A 26,212-nucleotide genomic window follows, 5' to 3' on the forward strand; every position below is an offset into this window, starting at 1 on the left:
GAGACTCCTTTCAATTGAGATTGTCATTATAGCACAATCTTCCTTTAGGGAGTGGCCTAAAAAACCGTAGGCAGTACAATCTTCTTCGTTTCGCCATTGGATACTCCTTTCAATTGAGATTGTCATTATAGCACAATCTTCCTTTAGGGAGTGGCCTAAAAAACCGTAGGCAGTACAGAACATCCACGAAGCGAGAACCCGCATTAAGCATTTTATCACACACGTCTATCATCAGAAACGCCCACATTCGGCGTTAGGGTATTTGACACCTCTCGATTTTCAACGAAAAAACTTGGATAAAATTTGCTAAATTGTGGTCTGAATAAACGGTGGCACTTCAGTGGTGTTAGCAGTGCAGCGATGTCTTCTGGTAACTTAACACCATATTCATGTTCAAAGTCTACAATATTTGCATAAAAATTATGAAACAAAGTAGAAATATCCAGTCCCATGTACTTGGCAGTTATTAGGTCTTTTCTTGCTTTGTCCCACAGTTTCAGGCGTAAAAACGCTTCACCACGATCGTAATGAGCACGCGGATTGTCTGGATTTTGCCGTATTGCTTCGGTGTAATCTATACCAAACTGAGACTTGTTTTTCTCATAAGCAGTTATACGTTTTGCTCTGTAAGTCTTACGGCGATTATCAAGTGCCTCGGTATAGTCAGGTTTGAGTTTTACTGCTGTATTATAATTTTCAATAGCAAGGTCAAACTCACCTTTGTTGTAGTAAGCCCCTGCGCGATTGTTATAGGCCTCAGCATAATCGGGTTTGAGTTCTATTGCTTTGTTAAAGTCTTTGATAGCAAAGTCAATTTCGTTTTTCTTGCCGTAAACAGCACCTCGATTGAGATAGGCATTAGCATAATTGGGTTTAAGTTGTATCGCCGTGTTATAGTCTTCAATAGCACAGTCAGAATTGCCTTTAAGATCGTAAGTCCATCCGCGACAGAGATAAACCTCAGCATCATCCGGTTTCAATTCCATGAGTTCTGTAAAATCTTTGATAGCACGCTCATATTCATTATTTTTCATGTAAACAACACCACGATTGAAATAGGCTTCTGTCATATCCAGTTTCAATTCTATCGCTTTTGTATAGTGCTCAATGGATATTTCATATTCCCTTCGCTTTTCTTTTTTATCTTTCAGTCTATCTCCTTTATTCTGATGGGCAAGGCCCCTGTAAACTTGTGTGTCGGCACTTCCATGAATGTCTTGATTTATAATAAATCCATGTAGATCGTTGTAAATAGTTTCTGTAAATATTCCGTGGTACTTTTGTAGGTACTGTAGTATCAACTTTTTTAGGTGTGCTGGAATAATAACTGTATTGTCCTCGCGCGGCTCAATAAAGCCCTTGGGTGAACGAATAAATACGCTTTTTTGAGCGACTACGCGGTTTCGTGGATTTCGAGGTTGCTTTATCATATCCTTTACCTCCTCGACTTTTTGTAAGATGACTCTACCGTCTTGGTCATGATGTCCATCACAGGCGAAGAATAAGGCGATTAAGTAGTCGGTTGTGAAGTCAATAAGGTTAGTCTTACCACCGTAGTGTTGGATCTCGGTTAGCATCTCAAAATCGATGGCCTCAGCGGTATCTTCCTCGCTTACACCAAAGAAGCTTGCTAGGTGTGGACGGAAATCCGGAGGCAGATCATCAGTATGGGGTAAGTGACCAGTATGTTTTTTAGCAGCATTAAGCATCTCTTTTTGGATAGTTTCTATATCAAATCCTTCTATACCATCAAAATCTCGGTAAAGGGTTGAAGATACTTTTGTATGACTAGATCTACGTTCACCGCGGAAGATGTAAATACCATCCGCCGATTTTTCCTCTATTTCGTTGATTATTTCCTTAATCTGGCTTAAGTCGTTTTGTGAACTCATGGCTTGTTCTCCCTTATAGCGATTCTATATTAATCAAAACCGTGGATTATCACGGATTACGTGGATTGAAAAATATGATATTGATAATACCTAATGCCCTCGGTTGGGACCCCAGAAGCGTGAGTAAATTAACCTTCTCGTCATATCACACCAAACATTTTTTGAACGCTTCCATAAACGAAATTTTGCCTTCACACATCTGCTTCCGAATCCTCAATATTTCCGATGCGGTAGGCAGTCCCTTCACCACAATCTCTGCCTCAATATCCAATCGCCGAAACAATTGATTGAGTTCTTTGACAATATGCTCACGCAGATGCGCTTGTGCCCAATTGAGTGTTAGGGTTCTATAAAAACTATAGAACTCGCTCCAATTTTCTAAGTTAGAATCTCGTTGGTTCCAGCCCCACCGCTCTGTCGCCCTGGCAATGAAAAGTTTTGTTTCTTGAGCATAGTGTTTTGCGTTAAAGTTTGTAGGCCACTCGTGCACACTTACTGTATATTTTAAAAAAGATGGAATGATATCTGGAAACCGTAAGAGTTTCTTGAGCATTGCCCGGTGTCTTCGATAACCACCTAACTTTTTTGGCATTACGATATCCCAGGTATCCTTATCTGAGATGGTATCATAGATTTTGTCATCGGGGTGCCGGTATGTTTGCGGAAGTATTCGGATATACCTTCCAAATGCCCGAAACAACCACTGATATGCGAAGTTATGTAATCTGTATACTCCGCCATCTTTTTCGTCCCAGAAAATCTTGCGAACCGAACGACCTTCCCACACGAGTTCACTGGCAATTACTTCTGCTACATCACTCAACAATTTCTTTATAGGGCGTTGACTATACCAGTTAGGCTGATAACTACGAGTTAGTGATTCAAGAATTGCAAGAACACGAGGTTCATCGCTATTTCTGCCATGTATTTCCACAGCAAAATTGGGAGCATAATCTGACTCACCTCCGATCGGCATTATCCCAAATCGAGCGTCTTCTAGGAACATAGACAGATTCAAATTGTGATTGACTTCTTCCCTAAGTTTGGAAAAAGACTTAGCAACACGGGGTGTTTTCAAACGTTTGTGGGATTTATGTCTCATGACCCTTCATTCCTTGCGGCGCGATTCTCCTCTCTACGAATTTCTTCTCTGAGATCTCTACGTCGCTGTCCAAAATCCAGATTTTCTCCATCATCTCGCTGGCGAATGTACATCGCGATAAAAATGTCAACCTCATCATAAAGCCGAATATAGGAGGGATGTCTCGCGAATATTCTTACTAAGGGGCTTTGATGTACCGGAACTGTGCGGGGTTCAGAATCAACGGTGATCCGATTTGGATCAGGCGAGATTTCTTGACGATCCACATCTTCTAACCGCCTTTCTATTATTTGTTGCCACCTGGTTCTATTTATATCGCGAGGGGCCATCCCGAAAACTGCTTCAGAGAGCGAGACAGCATTAGCCAGAAACTGAAGGCGTACCTCGCCCTGATCGTGATCGAAATATTCGTCCCATGCTTTTATGATTGGGGCCTTAATAGAGTCCGTATCGTGGTACTCGGAAAGTAGATATGCATAGCCGCTTATAGCCATGAGGTCCAAAAGAGGTCCCGCAGCGACTTTAAAATTACCTTGCGCTTGCCAATCGGAGGCTGTTTGTTCAGAGCTTAGTTGTTCAAATTGCAATAAACTGCCATGAAGGTAATGGTTGAAAAGCTCCTCAATTGTATCGTAATCATTCTCACACATAGCACGTAGTAGTGTTTCTCCAATAGTGTGCAGAAACTGTCCAGCAAAGTCTGGGTATGACTCTGGTCTTGATATTATAGAGAGTAAGAGGTTTTCTTTCGACATACGTTCTAATAATTCTCTACCTTGCTGTCTACGTTTTTCCATTAGCTCATCCATGTTCAAACTTGGCCATAGTATTTTTTCAACTTTTCGATCAGAGTTTAAATCGTTCCAAAATTGGTTAAGGACATCCTGGTGGCAATCAAGTTTGTTCCAATACTCTGATTCCCTTGATAATATCACCGCAGCCAACCATGGATGTTTTGAAGAGGTTGCAGATTCTATCCAAGGCTTGTAGAGCCCACCTATCTTTTTATAAAAACAGAGCATCGCAGTGTGATAGTTTTCTGCTTCCTTCTGACTTACAAGTTCTTCAAGATACCAGATAGGACTGATTATATGCCCTTCAACTCTTCTCTCGAACTCAAGTCTGGATTGCATCCATTCAAGCCGCGGCAGAATATGTACGGCAAATCCAACTCTGTAAATAGACTTTTTTGATTTCCATTTAATACGCCTAATTTGCTGGTGTATCGCCTGCTGTCCATGAGACTTAATCGTGTGTCTGTAATCCAAAAGAACGTTGATAGGCATTATTGCCAACTGTCCACAAATCTCCATGTGTTCCAGAGATTCTTCCTTTACAATGCTATCCTTCTCAACAAGCAGGAATTTCTCACACCACGAGAAAACCTCGCTTATCAGATCAAATGCATATTCAATTTGGTGATCTGCTGCGAGTAGTCGAACATAAAGGTCAAGATGATTTAGCAATTCAATGACTATCGGATAGCGTTTCTCTTCCATATTGATTTCCAAACAACGACTCACAATTGGCAATATCGCAGATTCAATCCATCTGGAATCGCTTACAGACTCCGGACGTAACCCAGTGGCCGTTTCGTAGGCAAGAGAGGTCTTTGTATCATCTACCCGATACCAATCTGGATGCACATATTTTTGTCCGTACCACAAGCTATCCGTGGGGATTGATTTTTTTCTTCTTTCATAATCACATAAAAATACAAGGAGATTTTTGCACAAACCAGCAAACGGACGGCCGTTTAAATGAGGTTCTTTGGCAGCTATTTCAGATACGGTAGCAAGCGTGTCTATAGTAGTTTGAGCACGCCGATGTGCCTGATTCTGGAATGACCGATCAAACCAACGATAACCACCAGCTTGCACTTGTCGGTGACATTGGAATAACTGTTTGAAGAGACGATCTGAGAGAATTGTGGGATCGAAAAAATAAAATGCACGAGCACCTAACCGGACAAATCCAATAATCATCACCCCCGCACCCAGTATAAGGAGTGGTATTGCTAATATGATCGGTTCAAAACCTACGGTGTGAAAAGCAAGTAAACACACACCGAAAGAGGTAAGAAAGGCAAGCAGGCGCATGTACACGTTGCCAACTTGTTCTTTGGCTAGTAAGTCCCGGATGTCATTGGGTAGTCTCGCGTAGATAGCACCACCTATTGTGCTGATGGCAGCATAGTAAAGACCAATGAATACTCCGCCTACCGCGATCACTGCTTCAAGCAAGGTCCCGTAAGTGCTATCCTCAGGAATAGTGAAGCCTATCTTTGCGAACAAAGGAACACAATAAGGATTAATGCCTTGGAGTCCGATAGTTATGAAAATCGCCAAGATTAGTTGGCCTAATATAGACCGTAATAGAAAAAATAGAGATTTTGTTGTTTTACCACTTTCTCCCACGCGGTGTTTTATTCCGAACAGCGTTCTATAGGAGAAGAATCCGAGACGCGAAAAAGCATTTCTGGCCTTCCAGAAGAGGCGGGTTTGGGCAAGAGAAAGAAATAGAGTATTAAACATCGTTTGTTATTAGTCGTTCACAAAGGTTTCTGAATTGGAGGTAAGTGCGAAATGACACAGAATCTTAAAAATCCGCGAAATCTGTGTAATCCGCATAATCCGCGATTCAGACATTCCCCTCCACAATCGCAATCTCAGCTTCCGTTAAATTATACAATTCATACACCAGTGTATCAATCTCATTTTCAAGGTCGAAAATGTCCGCGTCTGAATCAGTTTGCTTAGCAGCAATGATTTTATCAACCTTGTTTTCAATCTCAGTAACAAGGTGTTGGTTGGCTTTTGTGATAGGTGGGACGAGAAGGGGTTCTAATGCCTGAACGCTTACAATTAAGTCGCCGGTCCCTGTTTTCGGAGCAAGGTCAAACAGTTGATAGTGAGAAACACGAGAATTTAATACGGCAGTAAGAAACTTAACCTTTTCGCCCGTAGCAATACAAGTGCTATCAAGGCAGAACATCGGATGTTGAATATATGCGAAACGCAAAATTGAACCTATTCGTTTCCAAACAATCTTTTCCTCATCAAATTCGGAGTAGTAAGCACAAGCCCGGAGATTCCACCAATTTACGCCTTGGTCATCTCTATCGAATAGTCCTTTGCCTCTTGCTTTTACTTCTCCCGATTCTATTCGCTTTCCTATAGTCTGAAGGTGAGCATAGATAATAGGATACCTTTTTGGCATATTTAGATCATAATTAGTTGCTAATAAGTAAGATTTCACTGATTGGGCATAGTAGCACTCAATATCGCGTCCGCGCAGGAGCGGTTTGATGATTGCTGCAGACTTTGGGTCTTGATCTATGAGTTGCTGGCGTTTTGCTTCATCTATAATAAACGCTTCGTTGCAACCTGTTACAATTCCGCGATAGATGTTTATATCCCAATCTTTGAGTGGTTTTCCAACAGCTTCTATTTTGCGTTTCAGATTGAGTTCAGCAGATGAGAGTATCGCCCACGGTTCCCCTTTCGCTGGCATCTCCATCGTCGCGCCATTATCAATCAAATACTGGGCTATGTTGTCGGTCTGTCTGTCAAAGTCTACGCCGAGAGATACACCTACGAATGCCGTAGAGGCATCGGATACAATCTTTTGAAAAAGCAAGATGTTTGTGTCAACGGTAGCGTCAAATACATCGGGTCCCATATCCAGCAGTTGAATCGGTTGGGTAAACTTTACAAAATAATCCCTCAACTTTTTACCGTAACCAGCGCGCATCCATTTATTAGAAGTGATAAAACAGACATGTCCGTTGTTTTGCAACAGTTGATTCGCTTTTTCATAGAACAGACAGTAGATATCGCCTGTTCGGACAAAGGTATCAAAGCCTCTGTTTTGATAAAGATTTCCAAGTCTACCACCTTCTTTTTGCAATTGGATGTAAGGCGGGTTGCCAATCACGACATCAAAACCTTCAGTGATTCCAAACATCCATTCCGAGTCGAACCAATCAGCGGTGGCGTTCTGGTCATAGGGGTCCCACTGTGAAATCTTTTCAGCGTCATCGGCAGGCATGCCGATGCTCTTTAGCTCTGTTGCCAATTCAGTACGTAATTCCGTGTCCTTTTGTTTGCATGTCCGTTTTTGCTGACGAGTCGTGGCGTGGAAATGCCGTTCGCGATTGCTGCTCAACTCACGTTCCAAATCCTGCGCTTTTTGGCTGGTGAGTGTCCGCTCCTCCGCAAGCCCTATCAGTGTGTTCGCAGCGATAAAGCGGGTCTCAAGGTTCGGTAACGGTTTGATACCGAAGTTCTCTGTGCCTTGTTCTGGCTCTTGTTCAATTGCGAGGGATATGAAGAAACGGAGTTTGGCGATCTGACATGCCACAGATTGGATGTCTACACCGAAGATGCTGTTTTGGATGAGGTATAACTTCCGTCCGAAGTCGGAATCTCGGTAGCGTTTGAAGGTCTCGTCGATTTCAAGGAGTTCCTCACGCCGTGTTTGGTCATCTTGTGTATCATACGCCGCTTCGGTTCGCTGAACGGCGCGTTCCTTCTGTAACTTTTCCCATCGGGTGTTGTCTGGATCGAGTCGTCTAAGGGCAAGCGTCAATTTGTGGAGCATTCCCATGGGAAAAGCACCGGAACCGACTGCGGGATCCAATATTTTGAGGTTAGAAATTGTTTTCACAATCGCGTCTGTCTCAGGGTCGTCAAACCACTCGTTGGCATCGTCAAAGGCTTGGGCATAGTCGAGGAGATAGTGTAACCGCTCGTCCCAGAGTTTTGCGTCGCCATCGGTTGGGTCGGATTTTTGGGAGAGCGTGGCGACTAACGCTTCATCTACCATATAGTCGACAATGGCGCGTGGGGTGTAGTAGGAGCCGGTCTGTTTTCGGACGGTTGCGCCGGTTTCGGGATTGTAGGCGGCGAGTAGGTTTTCAAACACTCTACCAAGGAGTTCGGGGTCCAACGCGACTTCTTGCTCTATCGGTGTGTTTTCCTCAACGGTGAATTTGTAGTGTTCAAGGAGGGAAATCAGCCCTCGGCTTTCGTGAAAAAAGAGGCGGTTGGGGATACTCAGTTTTTTGTAATCGACATCGGAAAAGCAGTCTATACGGTAGCCTCCCTCTTTGGGTCCATCGAAGGTATCTAAGCAGTCAAATAAACCACCGTTGATGAAAGGCGTTTTGGCAAAAAGTTCCAAAAGTTTGTCAGGATCGCGCATCTGCTTTTTATAGCGGAACCGTGAGAAATTACGATTACCCGAATAGTTTCCCTTGCTAAACTTACGCTCGTCTATTTCGGTGTTGAGTGTAGCGAAAAAGAGGTTTTGTAGCACGGCGCGATAGTAGGCATCGCCGTTATTAAAATCGCCTTCTGTCAATAGGTCTTGGATTTGTGCTTTGTTGAATAGGTCATCAGCTACCAGTCCTTTTTCCTTGATAAACCAGATAAAGAGTAGGCGTGTGATGAGACGTATCACGTGCTCCTCCGGTTTCAGGGTGCGGTTTTCGTCTGTTGGGAAGGTTGCGGTTTCTATTGCCCATTCATACCACGCGAACAATTTTCGGTAGAACTGTTTGTTGAGCTCTTCGGTGTCGAGTTTGGCGAGCCATGCTGATAGGAGTCCGTCGAAGTTTTTCGGTTTTTTGTTGTCGTCTATCCACTTGACGCATGCCTCAAAGGAGAGTTCGGAGAGGATGTCGAGATGTGCGCGGTGTGGATCGTTCAGGCGGATGTCTTTGATGAGAGTGACTTGTCCGAGGACATCGCGGTCCTCGTTGGTTTTGTCTGGACGGCGGTCGGCAAACGCAACCGTCAGACGATTACCGGCGCGAAATAAGATTACAGTCGGTGCAATCAGACGTTTGTTAATTTCTCGTGTGAACGCGGCGTATTGGGTACGGGAGTAGGTGTTGTCTTTTAGTTCGACTGCACAGAAAAGGAAGCTGCTGATGTTGCCTTTGTCAAAGGCATTGGACTCCAGCAAGGTCATTTGTGGGTCATCGTTAATTTCGTCGCTTGTGAACTGGAAAATGAGTTGGACGGATTCGGCGTGTTTGCGGAATTCTTGTTCGGTTTTGGTGTTTGGGTTGAGTGCTGGGAATTCTTCAAAGAAGTCGTGGACGGTGCCGGAGAGTTTGAGGGTGCGCTCGCTTTGGTAACCTATTGTGGATAAGAGGTTTTTTGATTTTTCTAAAAAGTCGTCGGCGGGGATTGCTGATAGGGCGGATTTGATTGCTTGTTTGTTCATTATGTTGTGTTCCTTTTTCAGAAAATTATGCAATCACTAACCATGTTACCAGTTCAAAATCGCTGGAGTCCTTGGGGGCTTCGGACGCGGCTGGTAGTCTGAAGCCGCGGGTGCCGGCTCTCCCGATATTTTTGGATTGCGTTTTTTGATGCGACCGTGTGATATGGGCAATGACGGTGTCTAAAAGTTTGTTGTAATGTGTCATGTTACCACCGTATTCGGTTTCTTGGTCAAACCAGAGACACAAATCGTCTATTGTGTTCTCTTTGCCAACAGCAGATGCTTCAAACAGATCCAACACCTGTTTCGCATTGATACACCCGTAACGGATATCTCCACTGTTTCGGATATAAACGGCGTAGTAAGGATGGATGGGACTGGCGGTTTTTTGCTGTTTGTCTGTGCTTGCGTTCGGCTGTTGTAGGAAGAAGATGACACCGTTTTCCGAGGGGTTGTTTTCGTTACTTGTAACAGCGTAAGCACCATCTGGGGTCGCCTCAAGTTTTGCTCTGTTTCTTTCGAGATACTTGAGGAGTTGTGCGAAGAAATAATCTAAGGTAAAGTCGCTCATCACTACAGTGTCAGAGAGGTCATCTAAATCAAGGACCTCCTCCCGGAGCTGCTCCAACTGCTTATCGCGGAAATTGAGTTCCATCTGTGCGTGTTCGTAAGCCGATTCATTCAGTGGGTCGTCATCACCGCTTGCAGTCGCATCGGCGAGTGCCATGCGGGATTCAACGCGATTTCGTAAACGGAGATAGACCTCCATATCTTCTGTGGGCCAGTAGTTAATCATTTTCACCGTTTTGTTTGGATTACCGATGCGGTCAATCCGTCCGAACCGTTGAATGATGCGGACAGGATTCCAGTGTATATCGTAGTTTAGGACAGTGTCGCAATCCTGAAGGTTTTGTCCCTCTGAAACGCAGTCTGTGGCAATGAGTAGGTCAACCGTGTCGCTTGTCTTCTCAGCACGTATCCGTCCCCAGGGTGCAAAGTTTGTGAGAATAGCGTTGAAATTATTTTGTCCGGAAGTCGTTCGCGTCATATCCCCAGAAACCATCGCCATCTCAAGTCCTAATTCCTTTGCGAGTTCAGACAAGTTTGTAAAAAGGTAGTCTGCAGTGTCCTTGAAAGTAGTGAAAATTAGGAGCTTGCGATTGGAATCTTCCGCCTTTTCCCGAATGTGCTGCTTTATTTCTTTGAGTTTACCGTCTTTATCGGGCGTGATGGAACTGACCTTTTTCCACGCTGCGGTAAGGGTTTCTTTATCTTTAAGGAGATCCTGCTTCCAACGGGTGCAATCCAATTCCTTTAGATGGTAGGGATTTCTTGCACGATTGATTAGAAATTCCTCATCGTCTTCATCGTCATCGGGTAGGACATCTGCTGCTGCGTCCGTGATATTGCTGTTTTTCTGAAAGCGTTCAATCTTATCCAGCATTTCATCGTGTTTGTTGATGGTGCGTTCAAGTGTTTCAGAGAGCGCGTAAGCAGAACTTTCCAACCGTTTGAGGAAGTTGGTTTGCATCATGCCGATGAGAAATCTCTCACGGTCTTCCTGATTAAAGCGGAGTCGTTTTTTTTCGTCTGCTAACCGCTGTTTTGCCCCTTCATCTACAACGTAACTGGAAGGTCTATAGATGGATAGTTCAAAGTCACCGATTTGATCCGCTAGTGCCTTGTATGAAAGTTCACCGGACAGGTCGGTAGGTGGATGGCAATTGACTGGGTCGAGTTGTGTAGGAAATTCACCAATATTTTCTATTTCTTCAGCATAATACTTTTTAATATGCCTTCGGGAACGCGCAATGGAAACACCACTGAGCAGTTGGAAAAAGTCTACGCCTAAAGTATCAAACAATTCTGTTTTGTCTCTTGTGCCATATCTGGTTGCGTTTTCCTCCCACGTTTTGAAGGCTTTTTGCGCCTGTTGTATTAAAGTGCGGATATTGCTGACCCCCAAACTGTTTCTAAAGACATCTTCGCGTTTTTCTGTCATGAGATATATCTGATTGCGGAGGTCGGTGAGTGATGTATTTACGGGTGTCGCCGAAAGCATCAGGACTTTGGTTTTTGTGCCTTCCTTGATAACCTCTTCTAATAGGCGGGAATAGCGGGTGTGGCGGAAGTTGCCATCTTTGTCCTCACGGGGTTTGCTATCGTTTCGGAAGTTGTGGGATTCGTCAATCACAATCAGGTCAAAATTCTGCCAATTGAAATTCTCCAGATCAATACCACCGGACTCACCAGTATAACGGGACAGGTCTGTGTGTGACAGGAGTGTGTAACCGAACTTGTCATCAAGGAACGGATTGGTGTCTTGTGAGTTGTACGCTGGATAGAGTGACCAATTGTCATGCAGTTTCTTGGGGCATAGGACCAGCACGCGTTCATTTCGTAGCTCAAAGAACTTTATCACGGCGAGTGCTGTGTATGTTTTTCCTAACCCGACGCTGTCTGCTAAGATGCAGCCGTTGTGTCGTAAGAGGCGAGCAATTACGCTTTTCGCGCCCTCTTTTTGGAAGTCGTATAACTTGTCCCAAATTTTTGTGTCGTATAGATGTGTATCTTCAAGGGTCTGTTCGTTTGTTTTTCGGGTCTCAATTTCTTCACGGAACAGTGCATATAAGGTTTTGTAATAGATGAGTTCAGGTGGGTGATCTTGCCCAATCTGCTTCAGTTTTGCCAGCACTTTCGCTTTGACATCTTCAACAAGTTTGTCGTTATTCCAGAGTTCATCAAACCACGCCTTGAGGTCATTTCGGTCTCGGTCGTCATTCACCTCAAGATTGAGTTCAATGTTGCTGTTATTTGAACTGAGTCCGAGTCCGCGCACGGTAAAGTTGGAGCTACCGAGAATTGCTTTGTCAACGCCGTTGTTGGCGATGTGATACATTTTTCCGTGTATCAGATTTGAGTCGCGGGTTGTGCGGATTTCGACCTTCTCTTTTATCCATTCGGCGCAGGCTTTGGCAATCGGTTTCTGTCGGAGCTGCTGGTTGAGTGCTAAGCCTGTGTCTGTTATATCAAACGCTTTTGTATCTGTGTTATTCGGATCCATACGTTTGACGAAATCGGGGTCACCGAAAAGAAAACGGAGTTTCTCTATTTTGTGAAGGGAGTGTTGCATCTTTTCATAGGCGTAGATGGTGAAGTAGGCGGATACAATGGAGAGTGCGGAGCCGTTCTTAATTTCCTGTTGTAGAAAGTCGTGGACTGTTTCACGGAGAAGGTTGTCTCGGATACCGGATTTTAGGTGTGCGTTTTTGTTTGACGGGGTTGCCATGATTTCCTCCGGTAGTTTGTTGATGCTTTGCATTATAGCGTAACGCCGAGAAGATGTCAAGGAGAACAGGATCATTGTTCTTAAGCAGTGTTTGCAATTTACTGCACTTTAGGGTATAATTAAGAGGGAATGTTTTAAACATAGTGAAACTGTAGATAAAGGGATAAGGTTTCCAAAATTTGTTGTTAGAAGAAAGCCCTGTAACGGCAAAATACTTGTAAAGGAATTTATCTGTCTTATGTCAACTAAAGTAGGTATTAACGGTTTCGGTCGGATTGGTCGGAACGCCTTTCGCGCGGCACTGCAAAATCCAGCGTTAGATATAGACTTCGTGGCCATCAACGACTTGACGAACCCTGAAACGCTCGCACACCTTCTCGAATACGACTCTATTCACGGCATTTTGTCCGACGACATCTCCGCGACAGACGACAGCCTTGTGGTAAACGGAAAAGAAATACGTGTTCTCGCTGAGCGGGATCCGGGTAATCTGCCGTGGGGTGACTTCGGCGTGGATGTCGTTATCGAATCCACCGGCTTCTTCACAGACCGAGTAGATGCTGAGAAACATATCACCTCTGGTGGCGCGAAAAAAGTGATTGTCTCCGCACCCGCAAAAGGTGAGGACATCACGATTGTGATTGGTGTGAATGACGATAAATACGATAAGTCAGAACATCACGTCATCTCTAACGCCTCGTGTACAACAAACTGCCTCGCACCGGTTGCGAAGGTACTGCACGAAGAGTTTGGAATTGAAAGCGGTCTGATGACGACGATTCACGCCTATACGGGTGACCAACGGGTTCATGACTTCCCGCATTCCGATATGCGTCGCGCCCGTGCGGCGACCCTCTCGATGATTCCAACGACAACGGGTGCTGCTGTCGCTGTTGGAAAAGTGCTTCCAGAATTGAACGGAAAACTCGACGGTTTCGCAATCCGTGTCCCGACGCCAAACGTTTCCGTGGTTGATCTTACTGTTGATCTCAAGGAGAGACCGGACGCTGAAGCCGTCAACGCTTCGCTAAAAGCAGCAGCAGAGAACAGCTTAGACGGCATCCTCGGTTATTCAGAGCTTGACCTCGTTTCAGCGGATTTTAATGGGAATAAACTCTCCTCCGTTCTCGACGCGCCTTTCACGAAGGTGATTGAAGATGGGCTGATTAAAGTCCTTTCATGGTATGACAACGAATGGGGTTACTCCAATCGTCTTGTCGAACTCGCAGCGCGTGTGCTTTAAGAAGCAATCAGCAGTCAGCCGTCGGCAATCAGCAAAGAACAAGTTATGGTATGTAAGCACCAGGCAACTGCCATACACTGGCAGCCGACAGTCATTACTCAAAGAGAGGGCTATGCGAACACCTATCATTGCAGGAAATTGGAAACTGAACAACACGGTTTCAGAAGCAGTCTCACTCACAACGGCACTGAAACCGTTAGTTGCAGGATGTACGGACGTTGAGATCATCGTTGCGCCTCCTTTTACAGCACTTGCTTCAGTGAGCAGCACTATCTCAGATAGCAACATCCGCCTCGCCGCCCAAGATGTTTACTGGGAGGATAGCGGTGCGTTTACGGGTGAAATCTCTGCACCGATGCTGAAAGATGTCGGATGTGATTATGTTATTATCGGTCACTCGGAACGCCGGCAATACTTCGGTGAAACAAACGAGAGCGTCAATCAGAAAGTCAAAGCGGCGTTAGCACACGGCTTAAAGCCGATTATCTGTGTCGGGGAGCAGCTCGAAGAACGGGAATCCGGACAGACAGAAGCAGTCATCGAGAGTCATATCACAGGCGGTATTGCCGGTCTATCCGCAACGGATTTGTTGTCGTGTGTGATCGCTTACGAACCCGTCTGGGCAATCGGGACAGGAAAAACAGCGACACCCGATCAAGCACAAGAGGTGCACGCCTTTATTCGAGGGTTGTTGACAGCCGCACATTCGGCAGAAGTTGCATCGCAGATCCGCATCCAATACGGTGGCAGTGTTAAGCCGGAGAACGCGTCAGAGTTGATGGCGCAGCCGGATGTAGACGGTGCCCTTGTTGGGGGTGCGAGCCTTGAAGCGGAATCGTTTGCGCAAATCGTAAAAATGGCAGTCAGCAGTTAGCAGTCAGTCGTCAGTTAAGAGGTTATCTGTAACAATTCACCACTCTTTGGAACCCTCCAGGTTGTGAAAGATTGTTACAAATCACCCTTTACCGACAGTTAGTTGCCGATTGCTATCTACATAGGAGGAAATTGTTAAATGGGAATTATCATTGGTTTTGTACTGGTGGTCTTTGTACCGCTCTGCGTCGTTCTGACGCTGGTTATTTTGCTACAGGACAGTAAGGGTGAAGGACTTTCGTCGAGTGCATTCGGTGGTGCTGAGATGCAATCCGTTCTCGGCGGACGTGGTGCAGCAACTTTTCTGAGTAAAATGACCACATGGCTTGCTATAGGTTTCATGCTTATCTCACTTTTCTTGATGCGTTTCTATGGTGAAGAAAAGGTTGGTGCGCTTACGCCGATAGAACAAGAGACAACACAAGAAGCGACAGCAGAACCTGTTGACACAATAGGCGAAGAAAGTGTTGAGACGACTACAGATGGCGCAGGCGGAGATACTGCCGACGATGCGTCAAAGACAGAAATTGACGATACGTCAGAGTAAAGGTCGCGAGCACAGTTCGTTCCTACAAGAAGGTGTGTCTCACTGATAACTACTAACTGATATGGCAGACCTGCCTACCACGCTTTCATGGACAGTCCATCCAATCATTGAGAACTGGCGTAAGTCGGTTTTATTAGGGCTTTTTCTGGCACTGCTTTTATTTGGCATCTATTTGGGTTTCCAATCCATTTATGTCGCCTTGATCTCTGGTATCGTTCTGATCGGTTCACTCTACAAGTACTTCCTACCGTTCCACCATCAGTGTGAAGCCGATCGACTCATCATCACAAGTTGCTGCTACAAGCTGGAACGGTCTTGGGAAACATTTCGCAGCTTTTACGTTGACGCGAACGGGGTCCTACTCAGCCCGTTTGCCCGCCCAACACGCCTTGAAAATTTCCGCGGCGTTTACGTCCGATTCGGAAAACACACCCCTGAAGAAGTCGTTGATTTTATAACCAGTAAGATTAAATCAGAAACTTCGTCTTAGCATTTGAAACCGGAGGATTAATATGAATGTTTCCGAATCAAACCAGACGCAGACAATTGGAACCACAGAATCACTCAGAACCGCTGTGCTTGACGCGGTCAGTTCCCAAAGCGTTACAGATATCCATACGCACCTCTTCAGTCCACCGTTTGGTGAGTTGTTGCTGTGGGGGATTGACGAATTATTAACCTATCACTACCTCATCGCCGAAGTATTCCGCAAATCGGATGTCTCGTATCAGCAATTTTGGGCGATGACGAAGACAGAGCAGGCAGACTTGATTTGGCAGACCCTCTTCATTGAGAATTCACCCATCAGTGAAGCCTGCCGCGGGGTTGTTACAACACTGAACGAGTTAGGTTTGGATGTCAGTTCACGGAATCTACAGGACTATCGTGGCTACTTCGCCGATACGACGGTCGAGGCATTTATTGATACCGTCTTTGAACGCTCGAAAGTCTCTAAAGTGGTGATGACAAACGACCCGTTTGATCCTGCAGAGGCACCCGTCTGGCAGTCAGGGGATACCGGCGATGCCCGCTTTGCGGCGGCACTGCGGATGGATGTGCTTATCAATACCTATCAAGAGACGGGTTATGAACACCTCCGGGGTCTCGGCTATGATGTGGATCCGACGCTCTCCTCAAAAAAGACTTATAAAGAAGTCCGTCGATTTTTAGAGACATGGATCCAACGGATGAACCCAAAATATATGGCGGTCTCCCTTCCACCGGACTTCCAGTATCCTGATGATGGCGTTTTGGGAAGGCTGTTTGATAACTGTATATTACCCATCTCTCGTGAGTTTAATGTCCCCTTCGCACTGATGATTGGCGTGAAACGTGCGGTTAACCCACAACTCCAGATGGCTGGAGATGGAACGGGTAAGGCAGATTTGGAGAGTTTAGAGACGCTGCTACGCGAGCATCCTGATAATAAGTTTCTCGTTACGCTCCTGTCGCGTGAAAATCAACATGAGCTATGTGTCATCGGACGGAAATTCAAAAATCTGATGATATTTGGATGTTGGTGGTTCATGAACAATCCGAGCATTATTGAGGAGATCACGCGAGAACGGATTGAGCTGCTCGGTCTGAGCGTTATCCCTCAGCATTCAGATGCCCGAATCTTGGATCAACTCGTGTACAAGTGGAAACACTCACGTCAAATCATTGCCGACGTTTTGGTAGAAAAATACCAGACGCTTCTTGATGTCGGGTGGAGCGTCAGTAAATCAGAGATTCAGCGGGATGTTAACAACCTCTTTGGTGGGAACTTCGATCGATTTTTGAATGGAAGTTAGCAGGAACACGGGGTCGCTTTGCACTTCGGACACCCGTCAGCATAGATCTGCGCCGCATCCTCCAAGTCGATACCGAGCAGACTTGCCAACGTGATAAGCCATGCAAAGACATCGGCGAATTCCTCACGTAGCCGCTCTATATCTCGTGGTTGTTTCCGAATCTCTTTTGCGAGTTCTCCGACTTCTTCGACGAACCATGTGAAGGTTAACGGCACGCCACGCTCGGCATCTCGTGTGTAATAAATGGCTTCAATCTGTTTTTGAAAGTTTTGGATTGTCATACGACTCCTTTTTGTGTATAATCGTGCTGAAGTAGAACTAATAGGACGGACGCAATTTTGACCGTAGCCCGCTCTGTGAGATGAAGATTCCTGAAAAAACACAGACATTCCGGTTGCACAACCTAACAGGTTATGCTACAAAAGAACATTCTGCGGAAGTCCTAACTAAGTTATACCAATTCTAATTGATAATTCCTCTTAAAAGGTTGACTATTTTTCAGCACTGCTCGGTGCGGTTAGAAACCGCACCTACCGGGTGTGGTGTGAGTGGGTTCGGTTAATGCGAGATAAACTTTTAGAAATGGTATTATACCAATTCTAATTGATAATTCCTCTTAAAAGGTTGGCTATTTTTCAGCACTGCTCGGTGCGGTTAGAAACCGCACCTACTGGGTGTGACGTGAGTGGGTTCGGTTAATGCGAGATAAACTTTTAGAAATGGTATAAGTTAGAAACAAATTTAGGTTTATGGAAAGGAGCTGCACCGATGATAGGTATCTCTTACCATGCAGGTGGCATGAAAGACCTGCCTCTACACGAAGTTATCACCATTCTTGCCGATGCCGGTTACGATGCGATTGAGATGATGTGCGGTCCAGAAGCACACATTCCGTCCGGTGAAGTCACGGATAGCTTGCTCAAAGAGGTTAAAGCGATGACATCAGACCACGGGTTGAAGGTCTCTGTCATCAATCCGTTCGCGGGCCCCGGTTTGTATCAATTAGCATTAGAAGACCAGCAGGGAGCCGTTGATCATTACGCCCTTCTCCAAGATGTCGCGGTAGCACTCGGCGCGCAGGGTGTCAATTTCCTCACTGGCTACGGCGGGGATAAAGGGGATGCCTTCGCGTGGCGGCTCCTCGTTGATGTTCTGAAACCGATCTGCCGACGCGCGGAAGAACTCGGCGTGACGATGAACATCCACAACCACGAAGCGACAACGATTGATGCGTCCTCGAAAGTTACCCTGCTGATAGAACACGTAGGCTCCGACGCGCTGAAGGCACTCAACGATATTACCAACTTCTACCATCTCGGTGAGGATATCGCTGAAGTAACCGAAAAATTGGGACGGCTTACCGCTCACTGTCACGTCAAGGGTGTGACGGGAATGTATCCGTATAGTACTTTCCTCATTCCCGGTGAAGCGGGGGACGAGTTGGATTTCCGAACCTTTGCAGAGCGTTTGGGAAAAACGGGTTACGATAAGTACATCTCAGTGGAGACCTTTCCACACATGCGGATGGAGAAAGCAGAGATTGCTTATGACATGATGGCGCGGACGTTGAAAGAGTTGGGCTTAAGATAGATGCGAAAGGCGCGGTTCCAAGCCGCGCCGACGCATTATAGCCTACTGTGTCTCTAACGCCTTGATCCCGGGCCAATCGCGCCACATATCCTCGTTGGGGGGTTCCTCCTGTGTCTCCGCCAATTCGGTTTTTCGGAAGTCGTAGAGCACAGCCTGCCGGATCTGCTTTGAATAGTTGTGTCCCGCAGCGTGCCCGATCCGATGGTGCCAGAAGACAACATCACCGGCATTCCCATAACACTCAACGCCAGAGGTTCTGCTGATACGCTCTCGGTCAATGTCGTATTGGGGTGTCGGTTCGTTCTTGTATTGGGAATGGTAATCGTAGTAGAAAGTTTTGTGGCTTCCGGGCCAGACTGTAAACCCGCCACCTTCTGGCGACACATCGTCAATATAGCCGACTGCACCGAGATGGAACGGATGTGCGTCAACGTGGCACCCGATTGACTTCTTCGGGATATCCCCATAGGGAAGGGTACAATAGATGCCGCGCACACGCTCAGGCTGCACCAGGTTCCCTGCCCCCAAAAACTGCTCTGCCATCCGCCAGACGTTTGGATCCGTCGCGAGCAGTTTGACCATCCAATCTTCACCACCGGGTTCACGGAAATTCCATCGGAATCCACGACGATTATTGCTCTTATCAAGGTTTTCCTCATCCGGTGTAAAGGGACCGACCCACGTTTCAGGATCCTCACGTTTACGTCCTTCCGGTGCGCCATCCCATAACCTTGCCCGTGCCCGCTCCATCAATTCTGGGGCAAGGACGTTTCGCTTTATCAAATACCCTTCATTCTTGAAAAATTCCATGTCTTCGCGTGTAAGTTCAACCATTGTCATGTATCCTTTTTCGTTGCAATTACCTCAGAACGTGGTATTGAACCTGACTGCTCTCACCCAATTTTGGGAATTCTACTGGAATTTAACGATTTTTTCAAGGAAAAGATAATTAGTTGGCAGAGCGATTCAGTTCTCCTGAAAATCCGCTAAATTGCTAAGCCGTTGCTGCCTACCAACACCCGAAAAATCAGCGTCATCCGTGATAATCCGCGACTCAGACAACTATAGTGCGGTTTAGAATTAATGAAACATTACACAGCGGGCGAAGAGACTTCGCCCCTACGGCATGCCGAGTTCTTCGAGATTGTCAAAGTGTCTTTTTAATTCTAAGTTTTACTATAAAAAGTGAATACCTCTGGGCAGAGATTTGACAAGTACTACAGGTTTCGAGTATAATTAGGCGCATGCTAAGATTTGTGATTGTGTTCCTGCTCTCTCTTTCATACCCGATTCTGCTCTTCGCACACCCAGAGGGTGCGGGAGAGCATACCATTGAAGCCTACCGAATTGAAGGTGAACCGCCAAATATTGATGGGCTGCTCAACGAGGCTGTTTGGCATCAGGCACAACCTCGGAGTGGTTTCATTCAGCTGCGACCTTCGCGCGGTGCTGCCGCAACAGATGACACAGAATTCCGTATCGCTTACGATGCCAACAATCTTTACATCGCATTTCGATGCTACGATGCTGAACCCTCCAAGATTCTTAATCGACTGACCCGGCGCGGTGAGATCAACGCATCGGATCTCATCTCTTTTTTCATTGATCCGCATCACGATCATCGGACCGGTTATAAGTTTGCGACAAATCCGAGTGGTGTGCAAAGCGATAACTATCGTTACGAGGACACGCAACGGGACAGCAATTGGAAGGGGATTTGGTGGGTTGAATGTAACATTGATGAATTAGGATGGACTGCTGAGTTTAAAATTCCGTTTTCTAACTTCCGGTTCACCAACAAACCCACACAAATCTGGGGTTTTGACATAGAACGGGTAAACCGTCGAAAGAGTGAGGTTACGGTGTGGAAACAGCTAACACAAGCGGGTGTGGTTACACGGATGTCGGATTTGGGGCATATCTTGGGCATCCAGGGCATTGAAACGGGGAAAAATTTTGAGATTATGCCGTACCTTTTAGGTGGGGGAACGGGTGCTGCCGATGTGGATCTAACGCGCCAACTCGGCACCGGACTGGATGTTCAATACAACCTCACGAGTGCGCTGAAGGCGAACGTTACATTTAACCCGGATTTCGCACAGGTTGAAGCGGATCAATTGGAGATTAATTTGACCCGTTTTCCGACCCGTTTTCCCGAAAAACGCCCGTTCTTTGTTGAAGGCAATAGTTTCTTTGAAACGCCGTACGATCTTATGTTCAGCCGTCGTATCGGGAGTCGCGGGAATATCCTTTGGGGTGGTAAACTTACAGGGAAAGTAGGGAACTACTCTATGGGTGTCTTAGGCAATCAAACGGGGGAATTCGGTTTGTCTGAAACCGCTTCGTCAGAAAAAGAGGCGGCATGGTTTTCTGCGATCCGCGTTAAGCGCGACATCCTTAAACGCTCAAACGTTGGGATTCTATTTGTCAATAAAGAGCAGGGCGGCAGCGACAGATGGCATAGCCGCGTCGGTGGCGTTGATATGAATCTTGCGCTTGGCAAAACTTATCATCTCACAGGTCAGTATGCGGGTAGCTTTCATCCCGGTGAGGATAGCAATAACTCGGCGTGGACGATTGATTTTGCACAACGCAACTACCTGTGGAGCAGTAGCATTGAACTGGAACGGGTCGCGCCGCATTTTGAGATTAACGAGACTGGGTATCTCCGTAAAGAACGGAACCGCGGATGGCAGCGGGTTCAGATGCGCACTTCCTATTCTCCGCCGTGGGGGCCCCGCCAGTTTTTCTCAGGCATCAGTGGACGGCTCTCACAAAGCCTTTATACCCCCGAATATTTTGCTGCGTGGAGAGAACGGAACCCTGAACTGTCGCTTTCACCTGAATTTGACGAAGATTTGCTCAGATGGCATGTGAGTGCTGATGTTGGGATGGATTTCAGAGAGACGCTTGTAGATGATATTATGCTCTACTATTATCGGAGTCGAGAAGTTGAATTGACAGAGGTATTTGTAGCGGATGGATACGGATTTGAGATTGACACCAACTCTGCATATCCGATTGCTATTGGCATCGGCATGGATTTTTCGGACTACTTTAACTTCGGCCGACAACAAGCGGGTAAACAGCGAAGTCTCACCCTTGAATCGACGCTGCGTCCACAGAGCAATTTTTCAATAGAATTAGACAGCGGTTATGCCCAAAGCCTCGATTTAACGGGGGCAATTGACGGTAGATTTTTCGTCAGCTCCATGCGTGCGACTTACCTATTCACACGGGAATCGTTTCTTCGGATATTCGCCCAAGCGAACCGAGAACGTGAGCTCTCTGAGGAAATCCATCAAAACTACCTGTTGAGTTTTCTCTTCGGATGGGAATATAGTCCGAAGAGTCATCTGTTTGTTGCTTACAATGAAGCTTGGGGGGATGCCGCCACTCGGACGGGTGAAGGTCGCGAGTTACAGTTGGAAAATCGGGTTGTAGTGGTTAAAGTGACGTATTTGTATAACTTGTAGTGGTTGGTTAGGAAAACCGGTGCGGTTGCAAACCGCACCTACCAATTTTAAGTGAGCGTCGGTTAAAATTGGATTGTGGAAGGTTGAAAGGAAAAAGTGAGCGTCGGTTAAAAATTGTAAAAAGAATTGAGGTATGATATAATAAAAGCATGAAAGATTTTTTACTGCTATTTTTCAACGTCTTGCTGACAGTGATCGGGCAAATTCTGTTCAAACACGGCATGAATACGATAGGTCGTATCAGTACGCTGCGGGATGCCCTTGGAAAATTGACGCAGGCGTTCTTGAACCCTTATATTCTCAGCGGGATTGCGATATACGGTTTTACAACGCTCGTCTGGCTCGTTATTCTGTCGCGCGTTAAACTGAGTATCGCGTATCCGATGTTAAGTTCTGGATATGTGTTGTCAATTTTGTTTTCATGGATGGTGTTCAAAGAATCCATTCCGAAGATTCGTATAATTGGCGCGCTGATCATCTGTATCGGTGTTTATCTTGTTGCGCAAGGGGAGTCTTAATCGATGGTAGAACGGGGGTCTGCTCGTGCTGAGATGGGTAATTCTGGAAGTAACTCAGGTGAACCTGTGTATGTCCGTTCTTATGTTGCGCTGGTCCTGTCTGCGATCCTCCCCGGACTTGGTCAGTTATACTTATCGCAATTTGTCAAGGGTGTTATAATTTTCCTAATCTTTGCTTCAGCAGCAGGTCTTTTCTATTTGAATTCGTTGCCCGTAACGGAGTGGGGTGATTTGTTGCGTTTTCGCGCTGCTACAAAGGGGGATGACCGATCAGACAACGCGTCGGCGAATGAGGCGCAGGATCCTGATGAACTGGCGAAACCTTATGAAATCCATATTTGGACGTTTGATGATGGTGAAAAGTTAATGTACCGACCCTCTTGGAAACTTAAAATTAGCTCATCCGTCCAAGGTGTACTCTGTTGGCTGTACGCCGTTGGTGATGGCTGGCGCGGGAGGCGTAGAACCAGAAAACGCTAATTTCTTGAGAACGATACGCTACAACTTATACCAATTCTAATTGATAATTCCTCTTAAAAGGTTGGCTATTTTTCAGCACTGCTCGGTGCGGTTAGAAACCGCACCTACCGGGTGTGACGTGAGTGGGTTCGGTTAATGCAAGATAAACTTTTAGAAATGGTATTATACATTAGGTTTATGGTAAAATATAACACGAAATTTTGTCCAAACAGGCAAAATTTGTCTTCGTTTTACAGTCGTAACTACGGCTTAATAGTTCAATGCCTTATTCTCTTCGTAATCTTCTTGGTTGGTTGTCAAGGGAACTCGGCAGTTTTGAAAAAGAACCGAGCCCTCTTAAACACTGGCATGTTCCAAGAAGCGGCAGATGGGTTAGAGACCCTTGTTGAGACAGATCCTGAAGATGCCGAGGCGCGGATACTGCTTGCGAAAGCCTACAATGCACTAGGACGTTACACCGATGCGGTCGTGCAGCTCCGAAAAGCTTCGCAACTTTACGCCACAGACCCTGAAACCCTTGCTGCAACGCGTCTTGAACTCGCACGAACCTATCTCAAATTCGGGGATAGAGACTCTGCCTTCCGCGTGTTACGACTCATTCAACACGGCAATTCCGATCACTCGGTTTTGCGCCAAATCGCTGAACTGATTGGGGATAGTTACGAAAGTAAACAACTCACCCACGGGGACTCGGATAACTATTCACCCACTTTCTCATCAGATGGAACAGAGATAGCGTTTGCCTCGTTCCGACTTGACAACGGCGAAATTTATTTGATGGACTTGAACGGGCGCATTCGCCGCCGCGTGACGTTCACGACGGATTTCAACGACAGTTCCCCCACCTTTCTTACAACTCCGAACTATATTTTCTATAGCAGCGAACCGAAATCATCACGAGAGGTTAAAGTGGTAATCCAGAGTAGCGGTTCAACGCCGATTTACGCTGGCTTCAACTTGACCCACATTCATAGCAAAGTTACACGGGCGGTCTTACCGGTAAGCTTCGGTGCTCGTGTGCCGCGGGCGTCACCGGTGGAAAATCAGGTAATTTACGAATCCAATGCTGACGGAAATCTGGAATTATATCTTCTCAATTTAGATGGGCTTGATCTGGCACAAATTACATCTGCCGACGTTGAACCGAAACGCATCACTTACAACGAGACCGATGACGGAAGCCCGGCGTTCTTCCCTGATGGCAAACGCATCGTATTTGTCTCCTCTCGGGGCGATGTCAATCAGCTCTACACAATGGATATTGATGGACAGAACGAGAAACATTTCAATCCGAACCGCTACGATTGTTACAATCCGACCGTGTCGCCTGATGGCAAAACGATAGCGTATGTCTCCGCCAGAGACGGGGACATGGAGATTTACCTTATCGATGCTGATGGTAAAAACGAGCGACGTATCACAGGTGAAATCGGTGTGTCTATTCATCCGGCGTTCTCACCGGACGGTCGACACCTGGCGTATGTTTCTGACAGAAGTAATACTTTTCACATCTATATGATGTCTCTTGATAAACCCATTACTCGTGAGGAATTAGTCAAGCGTTTATGGAATTGACATACTCCCCGTTAAAGCACCGGGGTTTTAGACATAAAGGAACTTTGATAAGAGAAATATGTTTAGAGTAACCAAACCAGAAGGTTTTGGCAACATCCAACTCGAAGAAGTGCCAATACCGGAGGTAAATGACCGTCAGATTCGGGTGAAATCAGATACAACGCTCATTAGCCGCGGCTCTGAACTCTTCCGGCGATACATTCGAGAAGAAGCCGTATCCCCCTCAATTATGGGATACTCACTTACAGGGAGGGTGGATGCCGTAGGCGCAGCAGCGACAGATTATAGCATTGGCGAGCGCGTGATGGTTGTAGCACCACATGCGGAATACGTCATTGCCGAACCCGACCCAACCGATGGACGTATCGTCCGACTCCTCGACGACGTAAGTTTTGAAGAGGGCACTTTCCTGCCGCTGTCCACCAGTGCGATCGCTTGGGCAGACTCCTCTGGTGTGAAAGCGGAAGATACTGTCGTTGTTTTGGGACAAGGTTTAGTTGGTAGCCTGATGCTGCAAGTATTTCGTGGATACGATCCGGCTCGAATTATCACCGTAGACGCGTTGCCGCTTCGGTGCGAACTCTCTACGCAACTCGGTGCGAATGTGGTCATAAATGCCGAAGACGCGGATCCGGTTGAAGTGGTGCGTCACCTTACTGACGGAAACGGGGCAGATTTGGTAGTTGATTGCGTTGGCGGTTACGCTGGCATTAGGTCGTTTGAACAGGCACAAGATATGACCCGTCGATTCGGTACGATTCAGCTTATCGCGCTCTACCAACAAGCACCGCTCCCGTTGCATTCCTCAAAGATAATGAGCAAACGCCTTGTCGCGGGTATCTTGACCGATGAACCTCGCTCTCAGATCGTTGGACGCGCCCAAGAAAAGATAAAAGCGGGTGAGATTCGCGCCTCTGAGATGATTACACATCGCTTTCACTACACCGAAGCGAAAGCAGCGTTCGATCTGCTCTGGAATTCTCCCGGTGATGCGCTTGGAGTGCTGATAAAATGGCAATAGATGCCCCGCCACGAGAGATCGAGTTCCACGCAGCGTTACGAGGATTTCCTGTCACTTTCTCCACAACATGGGGGCTTTTTTCGCCAAAAGGGCTCGACGCAGGTACAGACTTATTGATCGAACATATAGAGATTCAAGAAGATGATATCTGTCTTGACCTCGGTTGTGGATACGGCGCCATAGGTATTAGTATCGCTAAATGTACGCCAACGGCAACGGTCTACATGGTGGACAAAGATTTTGTGGCAGTTGACTACGCCGGTAAAAATGTGGCGCGGAATCAACTCTCAAATTGCCACGTCCTCCTGAGCAACGGATTTAGCCATCTCCCCGACATCCAATTCGATTTAATCACCTCCAATCTTCCCGCCAATGTCGGTAAAGAACTCCTACAGATTTTTCTGGCAGATGCGAAGCAGCATCTGAAACCCAACGGTCGCCTCTACGTCGTGACGATTTCTGGGCTGCGAGAATTCATCAAGCGTAACTTCTTGAATATTTTTGGAAATTACCAGAAGGTTAAACAGCGTCACACCCATACCGTAGCAATGGCAACTCGTAACCCCAACAATTAGACGG

At 46.3% G+C, this 26,212-nt stretch carries 19 protein-coding genes; 12 read left to right on the top strand and 7 right to left on the bottom strand.

The features are described from left to right. Positions 1 to 215 precede the first annotated feature (215 nt). From OXN25_10540 to OXN25_10560, 5 genes are all read right to left on the bottom strand, one after another. Positions 216 to 1,892 (bottom strand): tetratricopeptide repeat protein, encoded by a 1,677-nt coding sequence (locus OXN25_10540; protein ID MDE0425297.1) that lies wholly within the window; start codon positions 1,890 to 1,892, stop codon positions 216 to 218. 145 nt (positions 1,893 to 2,037) lie between these two features. Continuing rightward, positions 2,038 to 2,994, bottom strand: coding sequence for a hypothetical protein (locus OXN25_10545; GenBank protein MDE0425298.1), 957 nt, complete (start codon positions 2,992 to 2,994; stop codon positions 2,038 to 2,040). Beyond that, entirely contained in the window at positions 2,991 to 5,528 is a 2,538-nt protein-coding gene (locus OXN25_10550) for a hypothetical protein (protein ID MDE0425299.1), read from the bottom strand. Before OXN25_10550 ends, OXN25_10545 begins: the two co-directional genes overlap by 4 nt. Positions 5,529 to 5,634: 106 nt before the next feature. Beyond that, entirely contained in the window at positions 5,635 to 9,228 is a 3,594-nt protein-coding gene (locus OXN25_10555) for an Eco57I restriction-modification methylase domain-containing protein (GenBank protein ID MDE0425300.1), read from the bottom strand. 25 nt (positions 9,229 to 9,253) lie between these two features. Next, on the bottom strand, positions 9,254 to 12,517 hold the full coding sequence (locus tag OXN25_10560; protein ID MDE0425301.1) for a helicase-related protein: 3,264 nt from the start codon (positions 12,515 to 12,517) through the stop codon (positions 9,254 to 9,256). Between the two features lie 238 nt (positions 12,518 to 12,755). Here OXN25_10560 and gap point away from each other — a divergent pair, with 238 nt between their 5' ends. From gap to OXN25_10585, 5 genes are all read left to right on the top strand, one after another. Further along, positions 12,756 to 13,760 carry a type I glyceraldehyde-3-phosphate dehydrogenase gene (gene gap / locus OXN25_10565; GenBank protein MDE0425302.1) on the top strand — a complete coding sequence of 335 codons (1,005 nt, stop codon included), beginning with the start codon at positions 12,756 to 12,758 and terminating at the stop codon, positions 13,758 to 13,760. Positions 13,761 to 13,872: 112 nt separating this feature from the next. Then, complete coding sequence (tpiA, locus tag OXN25_10570; GenBank protein ID MDE0425303.1) at positions 13,873 to 14,634, top strand: triose-phosphate isomerase; 762 nt, start codon at positions 13,873 to 13,875, stop codon at positions 14,632 to 14,634. A 138-nt stretch (positions 14,635 to 14,772) separates the two neighbouring features. Then, complete coding sequence (gene secG / locus OXN25_10575; GenBank protein ID MDE0425304.1) at positions 14,773 to 15,180, top strand: preprotein translocase subunit SecG; 408 nt, start codon at positions 14,773 to 14,775, stop codon at positions 15,178 to 15,180. A gap of 61 nt (positions 15,181 to 15,241) precedes the next feature. Continuing rightward, positions 15,242 to 15,670 carry a hypothetical protein gene (locus tag OXN25_10580; protein MDE0425305.1) on the top strand — a complete coding sequence of 143 codons (429 nt, stop codon included), beginning with the start codon at positions 15,242 to 15,244 and terminating at the stop codon, positions 15,668 to 15,670. A 22-nt stretch (positions 15,671 to 15,692) separates the two neighbouring features. Then, positions 15,693 to 16,973: a glucuronate isomerase gene (locus tag OXN25_10585; protein MDE0425306.1), complete on the top strand. Its 1,281-nt coding sequence runs from the start codon at positions 15,693 to 15,695 to the stop codon at positions 16,971 to 16,973. On the opposite strand, the gene OXN25_10590 is transcribed toward OXN25_10585, so the two are convergent. Then, entirely contained in the window at positions 16,970 to 17,254 is a 285-nt protein-coding gene (locus tag OXN25_10590) for a nucleotide pyrophosphohydrolase (GenBank protein MDE0425307.1), read from the bottom strand. The two genes, OXN25_10585 and OXN25_10590, sit on opposite strands and share 4 nt — an antisense overlap. A 487-nt stretch (positions 17,255 to 17,741) precedes the next feature. On the opposite strand from OXN25_10590, the gene OXN25_10595 reads away from it, so the two are divergent. After that, complete coding sequence (locus OXN25_10595; GenBank protein ID MDE0425308.1) at positions 17,742 to 18,563, top strand: sugar phosphate isomerase/epimerase; 822 nt, start codon at positions 17,742 to 17,744, stop codon at positions 18,561 to 18,563. Between the two features lie 42 nt (positions 18,564 to 18,605). On the opposite strand, the gene OXN25_10600 is transcribed toward OXN25_10595, so the two are convergent. Beyond that, complete coding sequence (locus OXN25_10600; protein ID MDE0425309.1) at positions 18,606 to 19,397, bottom strand: phytanoyl-CoA dioxygenase family protein; 792 nt, start codon at positions 19,395 to 19,397, stop codon at positions 18,606 to 18,608. A gap of 410 nt (positions 19,398 to 19,807) precedes the next feature. Between OXN25_10600 and OXN25_10605 the strand changes: the two genes are divergently transcribed. The 6 genes from OXN25_10605 (at position 19,808) to OXN25_10630 (ending at position 26,208) form a co-directional block, all read left to right on the top strand. Then, a complete protein-coding gene (locus OXN25_10605) occupies positions 19,808 to 22,039 on the top strand; it encodes a DUF5916 domain-containing protein (GenBank protein ID MDE0425310.1) in 2,232 nt (743 codons plus the stop codon). Positions 22,040 to 22,188: 149 nt separating this feature from the next. Then, positions 22,189 to 22,557 (top strand): EamA family transporter, encoded by a 369-nt coding sequence (locus OXN25_10610; GenBank protein ID MDE0425311.1) that lies wholly within the window; start codon positions 22,189 to 22,191, stop codon positions 22,555 to 22,557. A 3-nt stretch (positions 22,558 to 22,560) separates the two neighbouring features. Beyond that, entirely contained in the window at positions 22,561 to 23,037 is a 477-nt protein-coding gene (locus tag OXN25_10615) for a hypothetical protein (protein MDE0425312.1), read from the top strand. A gap of 315 nt (positions 23,038 to 23,352) precedes the next feature. Further along, positions 23,353 to 24,612, top strand: a complete 1,260-nt coding sequence (locus OXN25_10620; GenBank protein ID MDE0425313.1) for a tetratricopeptide repeat protein — start codon at positions 23,353 to 23,355, stop codon at positions 24,610 to 24,612. Between the two features lie 58 nt (positions 24,613 to 24,670). Further along, positions 24,671 to 25,633 carry a zinc-binding dehydrogenase gene (locus tag OXN25_10625; protein ID MDE0425314.1) on the top strand — a complete coding sequence of 321 codons (963 nt, stop codon included), beginning with the start codon at positions 24,671 to 24,673 and terminating at the stop codon, positions 25,631 to 25,633. Continuing rightward, on the top strand, positions 25,624 to 26,208 hold the full coding sequence (locus OXN25_10630; protein MDE0425315.1) for a methyltransferase: 585 nt from the start codon (positions 25,624 to 25,626) through the stop codon (positions 26,206 to 26,208). The genes OXN25_10625 and OXN25_10630 overlap by 10 nt, the downstream gene beginning before the upstream one ends. Positions 26,209 to 26,212 lie beyond the last annotated feature (4 nt).

The organism is Candidatus Poribacteria bacterium (assembly GCA_028820845.1).
Taxonomy (GTDB): Bacteria; Poribacteria; WGA-4E; order WGA-4E; family WGA-3G; genus WGA-3G.